This window comes from Streptomyces sp. NPDC057307 (genome assembly GCF_042667665.1).
Taxonomy (GTDB): Bacteria; Actinomycetota; Actinomycetes; order Streptomycetales; family Streptomycetaceae; genus Streptomyces.
This window is the reverse complement of record NZ_JBHUZM010000133.1, coordinates 1-20815: the sequence shown is the minus strand read 5'-3', so window position 1 is coordinate 20815 and position 20815 is coordinate 1. Positions and strand designations below refer to the sequence as shown.

The 20815-nt window shown below is 71.4% G+C and carries 17 protein-coding genes; 13 read left to right on the top strand and 4 right to left on the bottom strand.

Translation table 11 applies throughout. From position 1 onward, the window contains the following. Positions 1-324: 324 nt before the first annotated feature. The gene (locus ACFUN8_RS30700; RefSeq protein ID WP_383644688.1) at positions 325-876 is read right to left on the bottom strand and encodes a DinB family protein; all 552 of its coding nucleotides are present in this window, start codon (positions 874-876) and stop codon (positions 325-327) included. 161 nt (positions 877-1037) lie between these two features. On the opposite strand from ACFUN8_RS30700, the gene ACFUN8_RS30695 reads away from it, so the two are divergent. Continuing rightward, complete coding sequence (locus ACFUN8_RS30695) at positions 1038-2201, top strand: cysteine desulfurase family protein (protein WP_382568884.1); 1164 nt, start codon at positions 1038-1040, stop codon at positions 2199-2201. 554 nt (positions 2202-2755) lie between these two features. Here the strand turns inward: ACFUN8_RS30695 and ACFUN8_RS30690 are convergent. Next, entirely contained in the window at positions 2756-3499 is a 744-nt protein-coding gene (locus tag ACFUN8_RS30690) for an N-acetylmuramoyl-L-alanine amidase (RefSeq protein WP_383644686.1), read from the bottom strand. 60 nt (positions 3500-3559) lie between these two features. Here ACFUN8_RS30690 and mnmA point away from each other — a divergent pair, with 60 nt between their 5' ends. The 3 genes from mnmA to ACFUN8_RS30675 all read left to right on the top strand — a co-directional run bounded on the left by mnmA (position 3560) and on the right by ACFUN8_RS30675 (position 8499). After that, positions 3560-4690, top strand: a complete 1131-nt coding sequence (gene mnmA, locus ACFUN8_RS30685) for a tRNA 2-thiouridine(34) synthase MnmA (RefSeq protein ID WP_383644683.1) — start codon at positions 3560-3562, stop codon at positions 4688-4690. Between the two features lie 204 nt (positions 4691-4894). After that, positions 4895-7435: a beta-galactosidase gene (locus ACFUN8_RS30680; RefSeq protein ID WP_383644680.1), complete on the top strand. Its 2541-nt coding sequence runs from the start codon at positions 4895-4897 to the stop codon at positions 7433-7435. Between the two features lie 140 nt (positions 7436-7575). Further along, positions 7576-8499 (top strand): acetamidase/formamidase family protein, encoded by a 924-nt coding sequence (locus ACFUN8_RS30675; protein WP_383644678.1) that lies wholly within the window; start codon positions 7576-7578, stop codon positions 8497-8499. A gap of 183 nt (positions 8500-8682) precedes the next feature. Here the strand turns inward: ACFUN8_RS30675 and ACFUN8_RS30670 are convergent, their stop codons facing one another. Then, the gene (locus tag ACFUN8_RS30670; protein WP_383644691.1) at positions 8683-9468 is read right to left on the bottom strand and encodes an alpha/beta fold hydrolase; all 786 of its coding nucleotides are present in this window, start codon (positions 9466-9468) and stop codon (positions 8683-8685) included. A 97-nt stretch (positions 9469-9565) separates the two neighbouring features. Then, positions 9566-9895, bottom strand: coding sequence for a DUF427 domain-containing protein (locus ACFUN8_RS30665; RefSeq protein WP_383644675.1), 330 nt, complete (start codon positions 9893-9895; stop codon positions 9566-9568). Between the two features lie 114 nt (positions 9896-10009). Between ACFUN8_RS30665 and ACFUN8_RS30660 the strand changes: the two genes are divergently transcribed. From ACFUN8_RS30660 to gatB, 9 genes are all read left to right on the top strand, one after another. Next, a complete protein-coding gene (locus ACFUN8_RS30660; protein ID WP_383644673.1) occupies positions 10010-10549 on the top strand; it encodes a TIGR00730 family Rossman fold protein in 540 nt (179 codons plus the stop codon). A gap of 96 nt (positions 10550-10645) precedes the next feature. Next, a complete protein-coding gene (locus ACFUN8_RS30655; RefSeq protein ID WP_383644670.1) occupies positions 10646-11335 on the top strand; it encodes an SDR family oxidoreductase in 690 nt (229 codons plus the stop codon). Continuing rightward, a complete protein-coding gene (locus tag ACFUN8_RS30650; RefSeq protein ID WP_383644667.1) occupies positions 11332-12363 on the top strand; it encodes a methionine synthase in 1032 nt (343 codons plus the stop codon). Before ACFUN8_RS30655 ends, ACFUN8_RS30650 begins: the two co-directional genes overlap by 4 nt. Positions 12364-12430: 67 nt before the next feature. Next, positions 12431-14695, top strand: coding sequence for an NAD-dependent DNA ligase LigA (gene ligA, locus ACFUN8_RS30645; RefSeq protein WP_383644664.1), 2265 nt, complete (start codon positions 12431-12433; stop codon positions 14693-14695). Between the two features lie 234 nt (positions 14696-14929). After that, positions 14930-17056, top strand: a complete 2127-nt coding sequence (locus tag ACFUN8_RS30640) for a putative bifunctional diguanylate cyclase/phosphodiesterase (RefSeq protein WP_383644661.1) — start codon at positions 14930-14932, stop codon at positions 17054-17056. Between the two features lie 142 nt (positions 17057-17198). Further along, positions 17199-17495 carry an Asp-tRNA(Asn)/Glu-tRNA(Gln) amidotransferase subunit GatC gene (gene gatC, locus ACFUN8_RS30635; protein ID WP_015036350.1) on the top strand — a complete coding sequence of 99 codons (297 nt, stop codon included), beginning with the start codon at positions 17199-17201 and terminating at the stop codon, positions 17493-17495. A gap of 5 nt (positions 17496-17500) precedes the next feature. Then, positions 17501-19006, top strand: coding sequence for an Asp-tRNA(Asn)/Glu-tRNA(Gln) amidotransferase subunit GatA (gene gatA / locus ACFUN8_RS30630; RefSeq protein ID WP_383644658.1), 1506 nt, complete (start codon positions 17501-17503; stop codon positions 19004-19006). Next, on the top strand, positions 19003-19245 hold the full coding sequence (locus tag ACFUN8_RS30625) for a hypothetical protein (protein WP_382568860.1): 243 nt from the start codon (positions 19003-19005) through the stop codon (positions 19243-19245). The genes gatA and ACFUN8_RS30625 overlap by 4 nt, the downstream gene beginning before the upstream one ends. A gap of 25 nt (positions 19246-19270) precedes the next feature. Then, positions 19271-20788, top strand: coding sequence for an Asp-tRNA(Asn)/Glu-tRNA(Gln) amidotransferase subunit GatB (gene gatB, locus ACFUN8_RS30620; protein WP_383644655.1), 1518 nt, complete (start codon positions 19271-19273; stop codon positions 20786-20788). The last annotated feature ends 27 nt before the right edge of the window (positions 20789-20815 follow it).

The following is a 20815-nucleotide window of genomic DNA, read 5'->3' as shown; positions in this document are numbered from 1 at the left end:
GCAACGGCTCGATCACCACCCAAGCCGCGTCAGAAATCTCCCCATCCCTCACGACCGAACCAACGATCCGATGATCGGAAAGACACTCCCTAGGGGGCCACGGGAGGTGCCCCCTGCGTTGTCGGAGTCGACCGAGTACGGCCGGGCCATCCACAACGCCGATCCTCCGCCTTGCGACGCACCGCACCGACGAGACATCAGCCGCTCCGCGGCGGGCGCAGGGCCCGCCCTACGGGCGGACGGCGCTACTTTGAAGACAGGCCCTAGGTCCCAGGTCTGACAATTCCCGGGCCCGACATTTCCGGGCGCGCGGGGCGGGCCCTGTCACAGCCCCCGCGCGCCGTCTATCCGCTCACGGAGCAGGTCGGCGTGGCCGTTGTGCCGGGCGTACTCCTCGACCAGATGGATCAGCACCCAGCGCAGCGACACCGTCCCGCGCCACCCGTCCTCACCCACGACGTCGAGATGGGGCGCCGCCGCCACGAACCGGTCGGCGAAGGCCACCTCCTCGCCCCAGGCCGCCCACGCGGCGGCGACCACGTCCCGATCAGGGACGGCGCCGTCGAAGTCGCCGTCCGGGCGCGCCGGGGACGAGAACCGGGGCGGCGCGTCCTGCCCGGCCAGGACACACCGGAACCAGCGGCGCTCCACATCGGCCAGATGACGTACGAGACCGAGCAGCGAGAGCGTGGAGGGCTGTACGGCCCGCCGCGACAGCAGCAGACCGAGACCGGCGCACTTCAACTCCAGTGTGGCCCGCTGGGCCGCCAGGAAACCGGCGAGCATCGCGCGCTCGTCGCCGGTGGTCGCGGCGTCGAGCCGGCGGTCGGGCCCGGCGGTGACGAACATCTCGGCTCTTCTGCTGTGACCGGTCATACCGCCCATCATCCCTGCGGTGGGGCCCGCGCCACCGGCCCCGGAGGGTGCCCGAGCGCCGTCCGGACGACCGCTCTCCGGCCCGCGCCCCGCCCGGCTTCCCGCTCACGCCCCGCCCACGGCGATCCGCGCCCGGCGCGGCTCGTAGAATCGTGCACACCATGGCCTATCTCGACCACGCCGCGACCACCCCGATGCTTCCCGAGGCCATCGAGGCGATGACCGCTCGGTTCGCCGACGTCGGCAACGCGTCCTCGTTGCACGCCGCCGGGCGGCGGGCCCGGCGTACCGTCGAGGAGGCGCGCGAGGAACTCGCCGAATCCCTCGGCGCCCGGCCCAGCGAGGTCGTCTTCACCTCCGGCGGCACCGAGGCCGACAACCTCGCGGTGAAGGGCCTCTACTGGTCCCGCCGCGACGCCGACCCGGCCAGGACACGCGTGCTCGCCAGCCCCGTGGAGCACCACGCCGTCCTGGACGCCGTCGACTGGCTCGGCGAGCACGAGGGCGCGAACGTCGAGTACCTGCCCGTCGACGGCTACGGCAGGGTCTCGCCGGAAGCGCTGCGCGAGGCCGTCGAACGCAACCCCGACGACGTCGCGCTGGCCACCGTCATGTGGGCGAACAACGAGATCGGCACGATCCTCCCCGTACGCGAACTGGCCGAGGTCGCCGCCGAGTTCGGCATTCCGCTGCACTCGGACGCCGTACAGGCGTTCGGCCAGACCGAGGTCGACTTCGCCGCGTCCGGACTCGCCGCGATGACCGTCACCGGGCACAAGATCGGCGGCCCCTACGGGGTGGGCGCGCTGCTCCTGGGCCGTGAGTACACCCCCGTCCCCGTCCTGCACGGCGGCGGCCAGGAACGCCACGTGCGCTCGGGCACCCTCGACGTGCCCGCCATCGCCGCGTTCGCCGTCGCGGGGCGGCTCGCCGCCGAACGGCGCGGCGAGTTCACACGCGACATCGGCGCCCTGCGCGACGAGTTGATCGCCTCCGTACGGAAGGCCGTGCCGGACGCGGTCCTCGGCGGCGACCCCGTCGACCGCCTCCCCGCCAACGCCCACTTCAGCTTCCCCGGCTGCGAGGGCGACTCGCTGCTCCTGCTGCTGGACGCGCAGGGGATCGAGTGCTCGACGGGGTCGGCCTGCACGGCGGGGGTGGCGCAGCCCAGCCACGTCCTGCTGGCGACGGGCACCGACCCCGAACTGGCGCGGGGCACGCTCCGGTTCTCCCTCGGCCACACCTCTACAGAGGCGGACGTCAAGGCGGTGGCCTCAGCGATCGGCCCAGCGGTGGCGCGGGCGCGGGCGGCGGGGCTGAGCTGAGCGGTTGCGGGGTCCGTCCCTGCGAGCCGGCGGCCGGTTTCGTCCTCAAGCGCCGGACGGGCTGGGTTTGGTTGCGGTGGTGGCCGGGTGCCGCTCCGGGGTCATGGCCGGACGGCGTGACTTACGCCGCGTGCAGGGTTCGTTGGACCCGGGGGAACCAGGCTTTCCACGCGGCACAAGTCAGCCTGAGTGTCCGACCACGACCCCTGCGCGTCCCCCTTCCAACCCGCAGACCGGGGGTGGGTGTGGGGTGCCCTGCGGTACGGCCCTGGGCCGGTCACCGGCCCGGGGGGTGTGAACAGTGCCGTGTGGCGGCGTGAGGGGGGCGGGGTCGTAGGAGGGGTGTGTTCGGACACTCAGGCTGACTTGTGTCGCGTGGACAAGGAGGCCGCGTCGGGTCCAACGAGCGTTGCACGCGGCGTAAGTCACGCCGTCCGGACATATCCCTCCGGAGGGCCCGCGCCCCGACGGTCAGCCGACCACCGCAACCACCCAGCCCGTCCGGCGCTTGAGGACAACCCGACCACCGGGCGGACCCGGCAAACGAAACCCCCCTACCCCGCGCCCCCCGCGCCCCGCACCAGCTTCATGTACCGGTCCCAGTCCCAGTGCGGCCCCGGGTCCGTGTGGTCCGTCCCCGGTACCTCCACGTGACCGATGATGTGCTTCCGGTCGACCGGTATCCCGTACCGCTGACAGATCCCCGCCGTCAGCCGCGCCGACGACTCGTACATCTCGTCCGTGAAGTCCTGCGGCCGGTCCACGAACCCCTCGTGCTCGATGCCGATGCCGCGTTCGTTGTACGAGCGATTCCCCGCCTGGTACGCCACGTCCAGCTCACGGATCATCTGCGCGACGTGCCCGTCCTTGCGCACCACGTAGTGCGTGGCCGCCTGGTGCGCCGGGTCCTTGAAGACCTTCAGGGCCGTCCGGTAGCTGCCCTGCACGACATGGATGATCACCCGGTCCACGGTGAAGTCCGCCGGCCGGTCCGCCCGGCGCCAGTTCGCCGACGACGCGGCGACCCACTCGGCGCCCACGTGATCCAGCTCACCCGGCGTGCGCGCCTTCTCCACCCCCGGTACGCGGTACCAGAGCCGCGTCGCCTGGTCCTGGCCCGCCAGGACCGCGACCGTCCCGCCGCCCACCACCGCGGCGGCGCCGCCGATCAGAAAGGCGCGCCGCCTGATCTTCGACCCGTCACCGACGGGCGTCCCGCCCACGCCGCCCACGCCACCCGCACCGCTCGTATCACCGGCCACGCCACCACTCTCGGCGCCCCGCCTTCTCTTGCCCATGGACTGTCAACGGATACTCGCGCGACTCTGGTTCCCGCGCACCCTTACGCTTGTGTTGCTATGACTCAGACACCCCAGCGCCCCCTCCGTGTGCTCGCCGCCATGTCCGGCGGCGTGGACTCCGCCGTCGCCGCCGCCCGCGCCGCCGAAGCCGGTCACGACGTCACCGGCGTCCACCTCGCGCTTTCCGCGAATCCGCAGTCGTTCCGTACGGGTGCGCGGGGCTGTTGCACCATCGAGGACTCGCGCGACGCGCGGCGGGCCGCCGACGTGATCGGCATCCCCTTCTACGTATGGGACCTCGCCGAGCGCTTCCGTGAGGATGTCGTCGAGGACTTCATCGCCGAGTACGAGGCCGGGCGCACCCCGAACCCCTGTCTGCGCTGCAACGAGAAGATCAAGTTCGCGGCGCTGCTCGACAAGGCGATCGCGCTGGGCTTCGACGCCGTCTGCACCGGTCACTACGCGACGGTCGTCACCGGCCCCGACGGGACCCGCGAGCTGCACCGCGCGAGCGACATGGCCAAGGACCAGTCGTACGTCCTCGGGGTGCTCGACGAGCGCCAGCTCGCCCACGCCATGTTCCCGCTCGGGGACACCCTCACCACGAAGGACGAGATCCGCGCGGAGGCCGAGCGCCGCGACCTGGCCGTCGCGAAGAAGCCCGACAGCCACGACATCTGCTTCATCGCCGACGGCGACACCCAGGGCTTCCTCGCCGCCCGTCTCGGCAAGGCCGAGGGCGACATCGTCGACGAGTCGGGGGCCAAGGTCGGCACCCACGACGGCGCGCACGGCTTCACCATCGGCCAGCGCAAGGGCCTGCGGATCGGCCACCCCGCGCCCGACGGCAAGCCGCGCTACGTGCTGGACATCTCGCCCGTCGACAACACCGTGACGGTCGGCCCCGTGGCCGCCCTCGACGTCACCGCCCTGACGGCCATCAGGCCCCGTTGGTGCGGCGGCACGGCCCCGGTCGGCCCCGGCGCCTACACGGCGCAGCTGCGCGCCCACGGCGACGAGACACCCGTCACGGCCGAGCTGATCGACGGCACGCTGCACGTCGACTTCGCGGAGGCCGTACGGGGCGTGGCCCCGGGCCAGGCGATCGTGCTGTACGACGGCACGCGCGTGGTCGGCTCGGCCACGATCGCGACGACGGCACGGCGCGCGGAAGCCCTGACCGGCTGACCGGCCGACCGGCCGACCCGGCGGGCGTCGGTGCGGCGCCGGCCGGGTCCACGCCCGTTACGCAAGCGTAATCAGGCGCACTCTTGTGGTGCGTGAGGGGCTGCTCCAGGGTGCATGTATGCGCATACAGGCAGCGCATACATGCCGCCCCGTTCCCTTGAGCCCCCCACCCGCTCTGCTCTCCCCCCGAGGAAGTGCGACGCCATGACGCATGCCCCCGCCCCCCGCCGCCGCACCGTCCTGGGCGGAGCCGCCCTCGGTACGCTCGCCACCGCGGGCCTGTCCGCGCCGGAGGCGCTGGCCGCACCCGCCGCCCCGGCTCCGCCCGGCGACACCGCCCCGGCCGGCTCGGTCTCGTACCGGAACAAGCAGATCCTCGTCGGCGGCAAGCCCGTGCTCGTACTCGCCGGAGAGATCCACTACTTCCGGCTGAAGAAGGCGGACTGGCAGTCCAGGCTCGACAGGGCCAAGGCGGCGGGGCTCAACACCATCGCCTCGTACATCCCTTGGATGTGGCACGAGCTGCCCGACGGCACGATCGACGTCACCGGCCGTACCCGCCCCGAACGCGACCTCGGCGCCTTCATCGACCTCTGCCACCGCAACGGCTTCCTCTTCATCGCCCGCCCCGGCCCCTTCACCATGGCCGAGCTGAAGGGCGAGGGCGTGCCCGAGCGGGTGCGCGAGGACCACCCCGAGATCGTCTCCACCGGCTGGAACGACGCTCCCGCCACCACGCCCACCGTCGACTACCTGGCGCCCGCGTTCCTCAAGGAGATGCGCCACTGGTACGCGGCGGTCATGCCGGTGCTCGCGGAGCGGCTGCACGGCAGCGGCGGCCCCGTCGTCTCCGTACAGCTCGACAACGAGATCGGGATGCTGGCCTGGGTCAGCAACTCGCCCGACCTCACCGACCACTTGACGGCCGACTTCGACGGCTGGCTGCGCGAGGAGTACGGGGACGGGCTCGCCGGGCGGTACCCCTTCGCGGGCGAGGACCTGGCCGGGCGGCGCAAGGCGATACGTCACCCGAAGGACGCCTACGGCGCGGCCCTGATGCACGACCTGGGCCGCTTCATGCGGGGCCGCTTCGCGCGGTACGTGGCCGAACTGCGCTCCGCCGCCGAGGAGTACGGGATCACCGGCGTTCCGTTCGTGATCAACATCCACGGCACCTCCGACAGCCGCGCCGAGCCGTTCCCCATCGGCATCAGCCAACTGATGGAGACCTACGCCGGGATCGAGGGAACGATCTCCGGCGCGGACTTCTACCTCGGCGATCTGACCCTGCGCAATGTCACCGACCTCTATCTCATCAACGCCTTCATGGACGCGGTCAACGACAAGGACCAGCCGGTCACGGCGCTGGAGTTCGACGCCGGGCACGCCGACTACGGGCAGAACATGGACAGCCAGACCAGCCCCTCGGGCGTTGATCTCAAGACCCGTCTCTGTGTCGCGCAGGGCGCGAAAATGCTCAACTACTACCTGTTCGCGGGCGGGTTCAATCCCAAGCTCGACAAGCCCACGGGTGACGGGAACGACCGGATCGGCATCACGGGCGAGCGGCACGGCTTCGCCGCACCGGTCGATCCGGAGGGCCGGCCAGGAGTCAGCTACGCGTCGACGCGGCGGACGGTGCGCGCGATGGGCTCTCTCGCCGAGGTCCTCGCGCCGATGCGTACGACCTACGACGACGTGGCGCTCGGTTTCGTACCCGATCACTATCTGACCGAGTACCACCCGCCGGAACTCGCCTCCGTACAAAAGGTGTTGGACGAGGCGGTGAACACACGCGGTGCGGGCCCGCGCGGCTCCCTGGCCCGCGCGATGCTGCTCGGCGGCTTCCGCTACCGGGCCGTGAACCTTCAGGCGGGCGATCCGGACCCGAAGGCCGTACCGGTGTTCGCGCTGGCCACGGGCGAGCACCTGGGGGCCGAACTCCAGCGCCGACTGGTCCGCTACGTCGAGGCGGGTGGGAAGCTGCTGCTGTCCGGGAGGCTGCCGGTCAAGGACATGGCCGACAAGCGCTGCACCGTGCTCGCGGACGCGCTGGGCCTCAAGGCCGGGGACACACTCACCGACGCGAACCGCTTCTGGCTGTCGGTGACCGCCCACGACTGGGCGGCGCCGCTGCCCGAAGTGCGGCTGTCACGTACCCAGTTGTGCGAACCCTCCCGGGGGACGACGGTGCTGCGCGAGCTGTCCACGGGCAAGGGCTGCGGCTTCGACATCCCCCTCGGGCGGGGGCGGGCCGTCGTGATCACCACCGACTACCAGTGCGACCTGACCTTCTGGGGCCGTGCGTTCCGCGCACTGGACGCCGCCCCCGCTCTCCGGCACAGCGCGACCGACCCGGGAGTCTTCCTGCTGACGACGGCGGACGGCGAGCGCGGACGGCTGCTGCACGCCTTCAACGTCTCCTCCGGCTACGACCAGGACTTCACGGTCACGGAGAACGGCAAGCCCCTCTTCGGCGGCGAGAAGCTGCACCTGCCCGGTCGTACGGCGGCGATTCTGCCGCTCGGGCTGGACGTCGGCGGCCTGCGCGTCGCGTACGCCACGGCGGAACTCACCGGCGGCGCCGACGGCCGTGCGACGTTCCGCGCGCTCGGCGGGGCCGACACGGAGTCGGTGGTCGCGGTGGACGGCGCGGCGCGCTGCGAGGGCGCCCGTGTGTCGACCGAGGGCGGCCGGACCGTGCTGCGTGTACGCCGGGCCGAGTTCACCGTACGGCGCGCCTGACGTACCGCGCTGCGTACGGGAAGGGCCCCGTTCGCAGCGGCCCTGGACCGGGCCGTCGCCTGTCGTGGGAGGCTGTGAGCGGCCCGCCCGCAGGGCGGCGACCGGCCCGAACGTCCCGACCCGACCGAAGGAAGCCCACCGTGGCCGAGCACTTCCTGGACTCCGTGCCCGGCACGGTCAGCAATGTCTTCTCTCGCGAACTGCCCCCGGTGCTGACCGTCGACCCCGGGGACACCCTCACCGTCCACACGCTCGACTGCTCGGGCCACCTGGAGCGGCGTCGTACGGCGGACGAGGACGTGCCCCGCATGTTCGGCGAGCGGCGCGGCCACTGCCTGGTGGGCCCGATCGCCGTACGCGGCGCCGAGCCGGGCATGGCACTCTCCGTGACGCTGGAGTCCCTGCGCCCCGACGACTGGGGCTTCACCGCCGCCGCGACGTCCGACACCCCGCTCACCCGCCGGCTCGGCATGACCGACGAGGACGGCGAGTGGCTGCTGTGGGACCTCGACGCGGACAAGGGCACCGGGACCGACCAGTACGGTCACACGGTCTCCCTCGCGCCCTTCCTCGGCGTCGTCGGCACACCCCCGGACGAACCGGGCGAGCACTCCACGACACCGCCCCGCACCCTCGGCGGCGGCAACATCGACTGCCGCGAACTGGTCGCCGGATCCACCCTGTTCCTCCCCGTCACCGTGCCGGACGCGCTGCTCAGCATCGGTGACGGCCACGCCGCACAGGGCGACGGCGAGGTCTCCGGCACGGCGATCGAATGCGGCATGACGACCCGTCTCACCGTCGGTCTCCTGCCGTCCCCGCCGCTGGCGACGCCGCACGCGGTGACTCCGGCGGGCCGGATCACCTTCGGCTTCGACGCGGACCTCAACGAGGCGTCGGCGCGGGCCCTGGACACGATGCTGACGTGGATGACGTCGCTGTACGGAGTGAAGCGGGCGACGGCCCTCGCTCTGGCGAGTACGACGGTCGATCTGCGGGTGACCCAGGTGGCCAACCAGACGTGGGGAGTGCACGCGGTGCTGCCGCACGACGCGATCCGCTGAACCCCACCCGCCCATGTCTGCACCGGGCGTGGTCGGCGAGCAGACCGCCGCCCGCCGTCACCCTCGTCCCCGACCCTGACCCTGACACCGGTCTCAACGTCCTCTCCTCACGAGGCCACGCCCTGACGTCCTCACGGCTCGCGTCCTCACGGCTCACGTCCTTACGACCTCGCGCCCTCAGGCTCACGCCGCCGCGGCGAAATACTCCTCAAGCACCGGCGCCAGCACGTGCGGCGCCACCTCGTGCACCTGACCGGTCAGGGTGCGGTGCCGTCCGCGCGGCAGCGCCTCGGCCACCGCCCGCGCCGCCACCCGCATCGGCGGCGGACTCGCGCCCCCGTCCACGACCATCACCCGCGCCGTGATCCGTGAGAGCCGTTCCGTGGGCACCGGTCCGGGGCCCATCACGGCGTTGTCGTACGCGAGGGTGTGCGCCAGCGCCGTCATGCTCCGCCACATCGCCGCCCGGCGCATCCCCGCCATCACGTCGGGCGGCACCCCGACCACCGACAGGAACAGCTCCACGGCCTCGTCCCGCCGTCCCCGCGTCAGCAGGTCGTCGAGCCGCGCCGTGTAGGCCGCGTTGTCCGTGACGTCCGCCGGATCGGCGTCGTACGGAGGCTCGTACACGGCGAGTTGGGTGATCGGCAGCCCCGTGGCCGCCGCCTCCAGCGCCAGGGCGGCGCCCGAGGACATGCCGTACACGGAGGCGCTGCCGCCCACCTCCGTAAGGAGGGCGGCGATGTCCTCCACCTCGCGATCCACCGCGTACGGCGCCGTGTCGCCGCTGCCGCCGCGCCCCCGCCGGTCATAGGTGATCACGCTGAAGCGGGGTGCGAGGAGCGCCGCCAGCGGTGCTTCCGCCGCCGCCGTGCTGAACGCTCCTCCCACCATGATCACCGGAGGCCCGTCGCCGCCCGTCCGCCGGTACGCGATGAGGGTGCCGTCACCCGACTTCGCCTTGCCCACTTGGTCCATACGCATATGGACCGGCGGACTCACCGGAACTCATCGGCGCCGAGCGGAATGTGGAGAATTTTTCTTCGACGGAGCCGGACCGGGCGGCTCAGCCCGCGACGACCTCCGTCTCGTAGAAGCAGAAGTGGTCCTTGATCCCGGCGACTTCGTCCTTCGGCTCGGGATAGGCCCAGACCAGGTCGGGAGCGTCGGGCAGCGACCAGTAGGAGGCGTCGCCCTTGAACGGGCAGTGGGTCGTGGTGTCCGACGCGGTCAGCAACTCCGTACGCACGTCCTCCGGCGGCAGGTAGTAACGGACGGGCAGTCCGGTCTCGTGCAGCAGCAACGGCCGGCTGCTGTCCGCGACGACCTGTCCGTCGCGGACGACCCGTACGTGCTCCGTGCCCTGTTCGACAGTGATGGTGTGGCCCTTGGCCATGGCGATCGGCTCCTTCGGTGTACTCGGTCCCTCTTCTTTCCGCGGTCCCTTCTACCGTCAGCAACGGCCGACCACGCCCTCTTCCCAAAGAGGTCACCCGGATACCGTGGAGCCATGAATATCTGTGTCTTCCTCTCCGCCGCCGACCTCGACGAGCGCTACACCCGCCCCGCCCGCGAGTTCGCCGAACTGCTCGGCAAGGGGGGCCACACGCTCGTCTGGGGCGGTTCGGACGTCGGGCTGATGAAGGTCGTCGCCGACGGGGTGGAGGAGGCGGGCGGGCGTCTCGTGGGGGTCTCCGTCGGCTTCCTGGGTGCCACGAAGCGGGCACGCGCCGACGAGATGGTGATCGCCAAGGACCTGGCCGAGCGCAAGGCGCTGCTCCTCGCCAAGTCCGAAGCCGTCGTGATCATGGTCGGCGGTACGGGCACGCTGGACGAGGCGACCGAGATCCTCGAACTGAAGAAGCACGGCCTGCACGACAAGCCCGTGGTGCTCCTCAACACGGCGGGCTTCTACGACGGCCTCAAGGAGCAGTTCATCCGTATGGACAGGGAGGGCTTCCTCCCGCTGCCCCTGACCGACCTGGTCTTCTTCGCCGAGGACGCGGTCGGCGCCCTCGCCTATCTGGAAGAGTCCGCCGGGGTGAGCTGACCCCCCGCCGGGGACCGCGACGGGACGGCGACCGGACCACGGTCGACCGCGTCGGGACCGTACAGCCGTGCCATGGGGTGATGCGAACATGACCCCATGGCTACCCATCTGATCACCGGCGCGGGCTCCGGCATCGGCGCCGCTGTCGCGCGCCGGCTGCACGAGCGCGGCGACGACCTGCTGCTCTTCGCCCGCGACGCCGGCCGCGGCAAGGAACTCGCCGCGGCCTACCCCGGCGCCCGTACGCTCGTCGGCGACCTCGCCACCCCCGACCGGCTCTCCTGGGCGCTGTCCCACCAGACGCTCCCCGACCGGCTGGACTCGCTCCTGCACATCGCGGGCATCGTCGACCTCGGCCCCGTCGGCGAGCTGACCCCCAAGGCGTGGACCGGCCAGCTGAACGTGAATCTCGTCGCGCCCGCCGAGCTGACCCGCCTCTTCCTGCCCCAACTGCGCGCCGCGCAGGGCCAGGTGATCTTCGTCAACTCCGGCGCCGGTCTGACCGCCCACGCCGAGTGGGGCGCCTACGCCGCCTCCAAGCACGGCCTGAAGGCGCTCGCCGACGCCCTCCGTCAGGAGGAGCGGCCGAACGGCCTGCGTGTCGCGTCGGTCTATCCGGGCCGTACGGCCACACCCATGCAGGTCAAGGTGCACGGCCAGGAGGGCAAGGAGTACGACGCCGCCCGCTGGATGGACCCGGAGTCGGTCGCGACGACGATCCTCACCGCCCTCGACCTGCCGCGCGACGCGGAGATCAACGACCTGACGGTACGGCCGGGACGATGACCGAGACCACGAGTGACCGCGGGACCGACACCCCGGCGAAGCCCCTGTGGGGTGCCGCCACCGGCGTCGGGTCGATGCCGGGAGACGACGCGCGCGAGACGGCCAAGAGCGTCACCGGCACCTTCGAGGATTTCCCGCACCTCCCCGAACTGCCCGCGCGCGGCCCCGGCGCCGACATGATCGGCCGGACCGCCGGGATGCTCGTCGAGGTCTTCGCCCGGGTTGAGCCCAGCGGCTGGCGGATCGGCGACCGCCCCGGCCGCGACACCCGGCGCGCCTGGTCCTGGCTGGGCGAGGACCTGGACGCGCTCGAAGAGTTCACCCAGGGGTACGAGGGCCCGCTCAAGGTCCAGGTGACCGGCCCGTGGACGCTCGCGGCCGCCCTGGAACTGCGCAACGGCGAGTCGGCGCTCAGCGACCCCGGCGCCTGCCGCGACCTGACCGGATCCCTGGTGGAGGGCCTGACGGCGCACCTCGCCGACGTACGGCGCAGGGTGCCCGGTGCCACGCCCGTGCTCCAGCTCGACGAGCCGTCCCTCACCGCCGTACTGCGCGGGCACATCAGGACCGCCAGCGGATACCGCACCCACCGGGCGGTGGACCGGCAGGCCGTCGAGGACGCGCTGCGCCAGGTGATGCGGGCGAACGACGGACCCGCCGTGGTCCACTCCTGCGCCCCGGACGTGCCGTTCGCGCTGCTGCGCCGCGCGGAGGCGGCGGCCGTGTCGTTCGACTTCTCGCTGCTCACTGAGCGTGACGAGGACACGATCGGCGAGGCGGTCGAGGGCGGCGTGAGACTCTTCGCCGGGGTGGTGCCGGGCACGGACACCCCGTTGTCGGACCCGGGAGGTAGCGTCATGGGTATCAGAACGCTGTGGCGCAGGCTGGGGTTGGATCCGGGGACTCTCGCGGAGTCCGTGGTGATCACTCCGGCGTGCGGGCTCGCGGGTGCCTCACCCACGTACGCCCGTGCCGCGATGGCGCACTGTGTCAGGGCGGCGCGATCCCTCGCGGACAACCCTGAGTGACATTGACGAGACATGGGTCGCTGATCGCGGTGCTCGCGGTGACGCGGTGAAACGGGAGGACGAAACGGTGGCTGGCGAACAGCAGACGGCAGTACCCGCGGAAGCGCGGGAGCGGCACGCGCACCTCGCCGAGCAGGTCGAGGAGCACCGGTTCCGGTATTACGTGAAGGACCAGCCGGTCGTCAGCGACGGCGAGTTCGACAAGCTGCTGCGCGCCCTGGAGGCGCTGGAGGAGCAGTACGGGGAACTGCGGACGCCCGACTCGCCGACCCAGAAGGTCGCGGGGGCGTACGAGACGGAGTTCACCGCGGTCGAGCACCGCGAGCGCATGCTCTCCCTGGACAACGCGTTCGACGACGAGGAGCTGGCCGCCTGGGCGGACCGCGTCGCCAGGGACGTGGGCGCGCCGGGCTTCCACTTCCTGTGCGAGCTGAAGGTGGACGGACTCGCCGTCAATCTCACCTACGAGCAGGGCAGACTCACGCGCGCCGCGACCCGCGGGGACGGCCGCACGGGCGAGGACATCACGCCCAACGTCCGTACGATCGCGGAGATCCCGCACCGGCTGAAGGGCGACCGCGTCCCGGAGCTGGTCGAGATCCGCGGCGAGGTCTTCTTCCCCATGGAGGGCTTCCAGGAGCTCAACGCCCGGCTGGTCGAGGCCGGTGACAAACCGTTCGCCAACCCGCGCAACGCGGCGGCGGGTTCGCTGCGCCAGAAGGACCCCAAGATCACGGCGTCGCGCCCGCTGCACATGGTGGTGCACGGCATCGGCGCGCGCGAGGGCTTCGACATCGACCGCCTCTCGCACGCCTACGAGCTGCTGGAGGAGTGGGGCCTGCCGACGGCCCAGCACAACAAGGTCGTCGACGACCTCGCCGGCGTACGGGAGTTCATCGCCTACTTCGGCGAGAACCGCCACTCGGTCCGGCACGAGATCGACGGCGTCGTCGTCAAGCTGGACGAGATCGCCCTCCAGGGGAGGCTCGGTTCGACCTCCCGCGCCCCGCGCTGGGCCATCGCCTGGAAGTACGCGCCCGAGGAGGTCAACACCAAGCTGGTCGACATCCGGGTCGGCGTCGGACGCACCGGGCGGGTCACTCCGTACGCGGTGGTCGAGCCGGTCACCGTCGCCGGCTCCGAGGTCGAGTTCGCCACCCTCCACAACCAGGACGTGGTGAAGGCCAAGGGCGTCCTCATCGGTGACACGGTCGTGCTGCGCAAGGCCGGCGACGTCATCCCGGAGATCCTCGGCCCGGTCGCCGACCTGCGGGACGGCAGCGAGCGCGAGTTCGAGATGCCGGCCGTCTGCCCCGAGTGCGGTACGGAACTGAAGGCCATGAAGGAGGGCGACATCGACCTCCGCTGCCCCAACGCCCGCTCCTGCCCGGCCCAGTTGCGCGAGCGGCTGTTCTATCTCGGCGGCCGTAAGTGCCTGGACATCGAGAACTTCGGCTATGTGGCCGCCGCCGCGCTGACCAAGCCACTTGAGCCCTCGACGCCCCCGCTGCTGGACGAGGGCGACCTCTTCACCCTCACCGTCGACCAACTGCTGCCCATCAAGGCGTATGTGCTCGACATGGACAGCGGTCTGCCCAAGCGCGATCCCGAGACCGGCGAGGAGAAGATCGCCACCGTCTTCGCCAACCAGGAGGGCGAGCCGAAGAAGAACGCGCTGGCGATGCTGGAGCACATCGCGGCGGCCAAGGAACGCCCGCTGGCCCGGATCATCGCGGGGCTCTCCATCCGGCACGTGGGACCGGTCGCCTCGGTGGCCCTGGCCAGGGAGTTCCGCTCCATCGACCGTATCGAGCAGGCCACGGAGGAGGAGCTGGCAGCGGTCGAGGGGGTCGGCCCGACCATCGCCGCCTCCCTCACGCAGTGGTTCAAGGAGCCCTGGCACCTGGAGATCCTGCGCAAGTGGCGGGAGGCCGGGGTCCGGATGGAGGACGAGGTCTCCGACGAGGACCAGGGACCGCGCCCGCTCGCGGGCCTCACCGTGGTCGTAACGGGCACGCTCGAAAATCACACCAGGGATGGCGCGAAAGAGGCGCTCCAGACGCTCGGAGCGAAGGTGACCGGCGCCGTGTCGAAGAAGACCGCCTTCGTGGTGGTCGGTGACAACCCCGGCTCCAAGTTCGACAAGGCGATGCAGTTGAAGGTGCCGGTGCTCGACGAGGAGGGGTTCGCCGTCCTGCTCACGGAAGGCCCCGACGCGGCGCGGGAGGCCGCTGTACAGGCGCCGGAGGCGGCTGACGAGGGGGCGGGGGAACCGGCCAAGGACGTCCCGAAAACGGCTGACGAAGCGTCTGCGGAGAGTACGAAGGAGTGACCGAACGGGCACAACAAGCCCTCGTAGGTCACCCGTTCGGCGCATACCAGATGGATAAGGAAGGGCGGGTTGCATTCGGGCAACAGCGGTAGAGCGCTGCCCGCCGACGCCGTTCGCGGCCTACTGTTGAGGGGTACGCCTGTCGTGCACGGCTGCGTGTGGGAAATCAGTCGTGGTGGCATGACAACGTGCCATCGCGTGGTAACGGCACTGCCGGCTGTGAGAGGGACGGGAATGAAACCGACCGAGAGCGCCGCCCCGGTCTCACGCCCGCGCGGATTCGCGGGACTTGGAGGCATGTCGGCCCGAGTGCCCCTCGTCGTGGTGGCGGTCGCCGCCGTCGTGCTGGCACTGGGCATCTTCCGGGAAGTACGGGACGGCCGGGCGCTCTTCCCGGACGGCACCACGGGCTGGGCGCTCGCCGTACTCACCGGCATCATCGTGGGTCATCTCGTCGCGCTCGGCCGCGACCGCTGGTGGGGCGGCACGGGCTCCGGCGCCGCCCTCACCCTCGCGGTGCTGCTCCTGTACGGCTGGGTCGCCGCCGGGCTGGTCAGCCTCGCCGTCGTGGTGCTGGTCGGCATCGCCCGCAGACACCGCTGGCGCCAGGGCGCGCTGCACGGCGCCGTGGACATCCTCGGCATCGGAGCGGCGGCACTGGTCCTGCTCGCCTTCGGCGACGTACCGACGGTCGCGAAGCCCTGGCAGCCCCTCCACTGGGGGATCGGCACGGTCCCCGAGATCGTGCTGGCGGCCGGGGCGTATCTGTTGGTGACCCGGCTGCTCCTGTGGTATTCGCAGACCGCGCAGGGCGGCGGCCTGCCGACCGTCGCCCGCACCGCCCTGCTGCGACAGTGCCTGCTGGCCGTCGCGCTGCTCGGTATCACCCCCCTGATCTGCGTCGTCGCCGTGTCCCGGCCGGTGGTGCTGCCGCTGTTCGCCGTCCCGCTGATCGCCCTCGACTCCACGCTCTGGATCGCCAGGGCACGGGCCGAGGAGCAGCTGCGCGACCCCCTGACCGGGCTGCCCAACCGGCAGTGGCTCCTGGAGCGGACGTGGACGGCGCTGGAGGAGGCCAAGACCCTCGGCGCGCGCTCGGCGCTGGTCCTGATCGACCTCGACCGGTTCCGTTCCGTCAACGACACCCTCGGCCATCTCGCGGGCGACAGACTGCTGTTGCAGATAGCGGAGCGGCTCAAGCTGGCCCTGCCGCGCGGGGCGGAGGCCGCGCGGCTCGGTGGCGACGAGTTCGCCGTACTGCTGCCGCTGGTCGACTCCATCACCAGCGCCCAGCGTGTGGCCCGCCATCTCGCGGCCGAGCTGTCCTCGCCGCTCGATCTGGACGGGCTGACGCTCGTGCTGGAGGCGAGCGCCGGCGTCGCGGTCCACCCCGAGCACGCGGTGGACGCGGAAGGGCTGCTCCAGCGGGCCGATGTCGCGATGTACCAGGCCAAGCGGGACCGTACGGGCGTGGAGGTGTACGAGTCCAAGCGGGACTCCAACACCCCCGACCGGCTCGGCCTGTTGGGCGATTTGCGGCGCGCGCTCGACGCGGGCGACGTGGAGCTGCACTACCAGCCCAAGGTCCGCTTCGACGGCCAGGTCGTCGGCCTGGAGGCGCTCGTACGGTGGGTGCATCCGGACCGGGGGAGAGTGCCCCCGGACGAGTTCATCGCGATCGCCGAGTCCTCGGGCCTGATGCCGTATCTCACCGAGTACGTACTGGAATCGGCGCTCGGCCAGGTCGCCCGCTGGCGCGCCCAGGGCCTGTTCGTCCCGGTGGCCGTCAATGTCTCGCCGCGTGACGTCCACACCCCGGGCTTCGCCGGCGCGGTCGCCGCGCGGCTCGCCCGGCACGGCGTCCCGGCCGGCTCGCTCCAACTGGAGATAACCGAGCACGTCCTGCTGGAGGACCCGCAGCGCGCCGCCGACACCCTGGCCGGCCTGACCGGACACGGCGTGAAGATGTCGCTCGACGACTTCGGCACGGGCTACTCCTCGCTGGTCCATCTGCGCCGTCTGCCGGTGAGTGAGCTGAAGATCGACCGCTCGTTCGTGGCCCGCCTCGCCATCGACAACGAGGACGCGGAGATCGTCCGTTGCACGATCGACCTGGCGCACTCGCTGGGCCTGGTGGTCGTCGCCGAGGGCGTCGAGGACGACGAGACCTGGGAGCGGCTGCGCGACCTGGGCTGCGACGCCGTCCAGGGCTGGCTCGTGGCCGCCGCGATGCCCCCGCACGAGGCGACGTCCTGGCTGCTGGCCCGCGGTGAGACGGGCTGGCGCCGCCCGCCGCGCACACCGGCCCTGGAGCCGCCGCGTACCGACGCCTCGGGTCCCTCCAGCCGCGTGGTCCAGTAGCCGGCGCCGGCACCCTCGCCCGGGCCGGGATCGGGACGCGGGCCGGGGCCGGAGCCCGGCCGCGGGAAACCGTTTCGTTGGCACGGTGCCGCGCCCCATAGGATTGGGCCAAAATCCCGACACCCACCCAGAGGATCGCTGCATGCCTGGCATCACGCGCGAGGAGGTCGCCCACCTCGCACGGCTGGCGCGTCTGGAGCTGAAGGGCGAAGAGCTCGATCACTTCGCCGGTCAGCTCGACGACATCATCGGCGCGGTCGCCCGCGTATCCGAGGTCGCCGACCAAGACGTCCCGCCGACCTCCCACCCGCTGCCGCTGACCAACGTCATGCGCGCGGACGAGGTACGCCCGTCGCTCACCCCCGAGCAGGCGCTCTCCGGCGCCCCGGCCCAGGAACAGCAGCGTTTCAAGGTGCCGCAGATCCTGGGGGAGGACTAACAGCCATGACGGACATCAAGACCGACATCATCCGGCTCACCGCCGCCGAGATCGCCGAGAAGGTCGCCTCCGGCGAACTGACGGCCGTCGAGGTCACCGAGGCCCACCTGGCCCGCATCGAGGCCGTGGACGAGAAGGTCCACGCCTTCCTGCACGTCGACCGCGAGGGCGCCCTCGCGCAGGCCCGCGCCGTGGACGAGCAGAAGGCCCGCGGCGAGAAGCTCGGCCCGCTCGCCGGCGTCCCGCTCGCGCTGAAGGACATCTTCACCACCGAGGGCATCCCCACCACCGTCGGCTCCAAGATCCTCGAAGGCTGGATCCCGCCGTACGACGCGACGGTCACCCGCCGCCTCAAGGCGGCCGGCGTGATCATCCTCGGCAAGACCAACATGGACGAGTTCGCCATGGGGTCGTCGACGGAGAACAGCGCGTACGGCCCCACGGGCAACCCCTGGGACCTCACCCGCATCCCCGGCGGCTCCGGCGGCGGCTCGTCGGCGTCCCTCGCCGCGTACGAGGCGCCGCTCGCCATCGGCACGGACACCGGCGGCTCCATCCGCCAGCCCGCGTCCGTCACCGGCACGGTCGGCGTCAAGCCCACCTACGGCGGAGTCTCCCGCTACGGCATGGTCGCCTTCTCGTCCTCGCTCGACCAGGGCGGCCCGTGCGCCCGTACGGTCCTGGACGCGGCCCTCCTGCACGAGGTCATCGGCGGGCACGACCCGCTCGACTCGACCTCCATCGACGCACCCGTCCCGCCGGTGGTCGAGGCCGCCCGCAACGGCACCGTCGCCGGTATGCGCGTCGGCGTCGTCCGGCAGTTCTCCGGCGAGCACTACCAGGCCGGTGTCATGCAGCGGTTCGCCGAGTCCGTCGACCTCCTCAAGGAGCTGGGCGCGGAAGTGGTCGAGCTGGACTGCCCGTCCTTCGACCTCGGCCTCTCGGCGTACTACCTGATCGCCCCCTCCGAGTGCTCCTCCAACCTCGCGCGCTTCGACGCCATGCGCTACGGCATGCGCGTCGGCGACGACGGCACCCGTTCGGCCGAGGACGTCACCGCCCTCACCCGTGAGGCGGGCTTCGGCGACGAGGTCAAGCGGCGCATCATGCTCGGTACGTACGCGCTCAGCTCCGGCTACTACGACGCGTACTACGGCTCCGCCCAGAAGGTCCGCACACTCATCGTGCGGGACTTCGAGAGGGCCTTCGAGCAGGTCGACGTGATCGTCTCCCCGACCACGCCGACCACCGCCTTCCCGATCGGTGAACGCGCCGACGACCCGATGGCGATGTACCTTTCCGATCTGTGCACCATCCCGACCAACCTGGCCGGAAACGCCGCCATGTCGCTGCCCTGCGGACTGGCGCCGGAGGACGGTCTGCCGGTCGGACTGCAGATCATCGCCCCCGCGATGAAGGACGACCGTCTCTACCGGGTAGGCGCAGCGGTCGAGGCGGCGTTCGTGGAACGCTGGGGACACCCGCTGTTGGAGGAGGCACCGTCGCTATGAGCGCAATGACCAAGAAGGCCAAGGGCTTCAAGAAGTCGAAGTCCGGCATGTACCTGTCGATCGGCACGACCGCTTTCGGAGCGGTCAGCGTCATCAAGCAGGCCAGGATGGCCCGCGAGGACAACGACACGCTGCGGCTGATCGACGCCGCCGTCTCCGCCGCCGCCATCGTCACCGGCATCGCTCTGCTCTACCGCGAGCTGAAGCGGCTGGGCGACGACGACGTCCTGCTGGGCTGAGCCCGCAGAGAGGGAAAGTTTCACCGTGACCGTCACTGAACACGTGTCGCTCGTCCCGTACGAGGACGCTCTCGCGACGTACGACCCCGTCATGGGCCTGGAGGTCCATGTCGAGCTCGGCACCAGAACGAAGATGTTCTGCGGCTGCTCCACCGAGCTGGGCGCCGCCCCCAACTCGCAGACCTGTCCCACCTGTCTCGGTATGCCGGGGGCGCTGCCGGTCGTCAACGCGATCGGCGTCGAGTCCGCCGTCAAGATCGGTCTCGCGCTGAACTGCGAGATCGCGGAGTGGTGCCGGTTCGCCCGGAAGAACTACTTCTACCCGGACATGCCGAAGAACTTCCAGACGTCGCAGTACGACGAGCCGATCGCCTTCAACGGCTATCTGGACGTCCAGCTGGACGACGGCGAGATCTTCCGGGTGGAGATCGAGCGCGCCCACATGGAGGAGGACACCGGCAAGTCGCTGCACGTCGGCGGCGCCACCGGCCGTATCCACGGCGCGTCCCACTCCCTGCTGGACTACAACCGCGCCGGCATCCCGCTCATCGAGATCGTCACCAAGCCGATCGAGGGCGCCGGGGCGCGCGCCCCGGAGGTCGCGAAGGCGTACGTCGCGGAGCTGCGCGAGCTGATCAAGGCGCTGGACGTCTCCGAGGCCCGCATGGAGCAGGGGCAGCTGCGCTGCGACGTCAACCTGTCGCTGCGCCCGCACGGCCGTTCGATGTTCGGCACCCGCTCGGAGACGAAGAACGTCAACTCCCTGCGCAGCGTGGAGCGGGCGGCACGCTACGAGATCCAGCGGCACGCCGCGGTTCTCGACGGCGGCGGCACGATCATCCAGGAGACCCGCCACTTCCACGAGGAGGACGGCTCCACGACGTCCGGCCGTGTGAAGGAGGAGGCGGAGGACTACCGGTACTTCCCCGAGCCCGACCTCGTCCCGATCGCGCCCGCGCGCGCGTGGGTGGAGGAGCTGCGGGGCGGACTGCCGGAGCTGCCCCGGCTGCGCCGCAAGCGGCTGCGCGAGGAGTGGGACGTCTCGGAGCACGACATGCAGTCGATGCTCAACGCGGGCGCGGTCGACCTGATCACCGCCACGATCGAGGCCGGTGCCCCGGCCGACCAGGCACGCAAGTGGTGGATGGGCGAGCTGGCGCGCAGCGCCAACGAGACGTCCACGGACCTCGCGGCGCTCCCGATCACCCCGGCGCAGGTCGCCAGGGTGGCGGAGCTGGTCACCGCGGGCGAGCTGAACGACAAGCTGGCCCGCCAGGTCCTGGAAGGCGTCCTCGCGGGCGAGGGCGACCCGGACACCGTCGTCGAGAAGCGCGGCCTGAAGGTCGTCTCCGACGAGGGCGCGCTGGGTACGGCGGTGGACGAGGCGATCGCCGCGAACCCGGCCATCGCGGACAAGATCCGCGCGGGCAAGGTCGCGGCGGCGGGCGCGCTGGTGGGAGCGGTCATGAAGGCCACCCGAGGCCAGGCGGACGCGGCACGCGTACGGGAACTGATCCTGGAACGCCTGGGCGCGGAGGGCTGAGACGGGGCGGGGCCGGCGCCCCCGGGC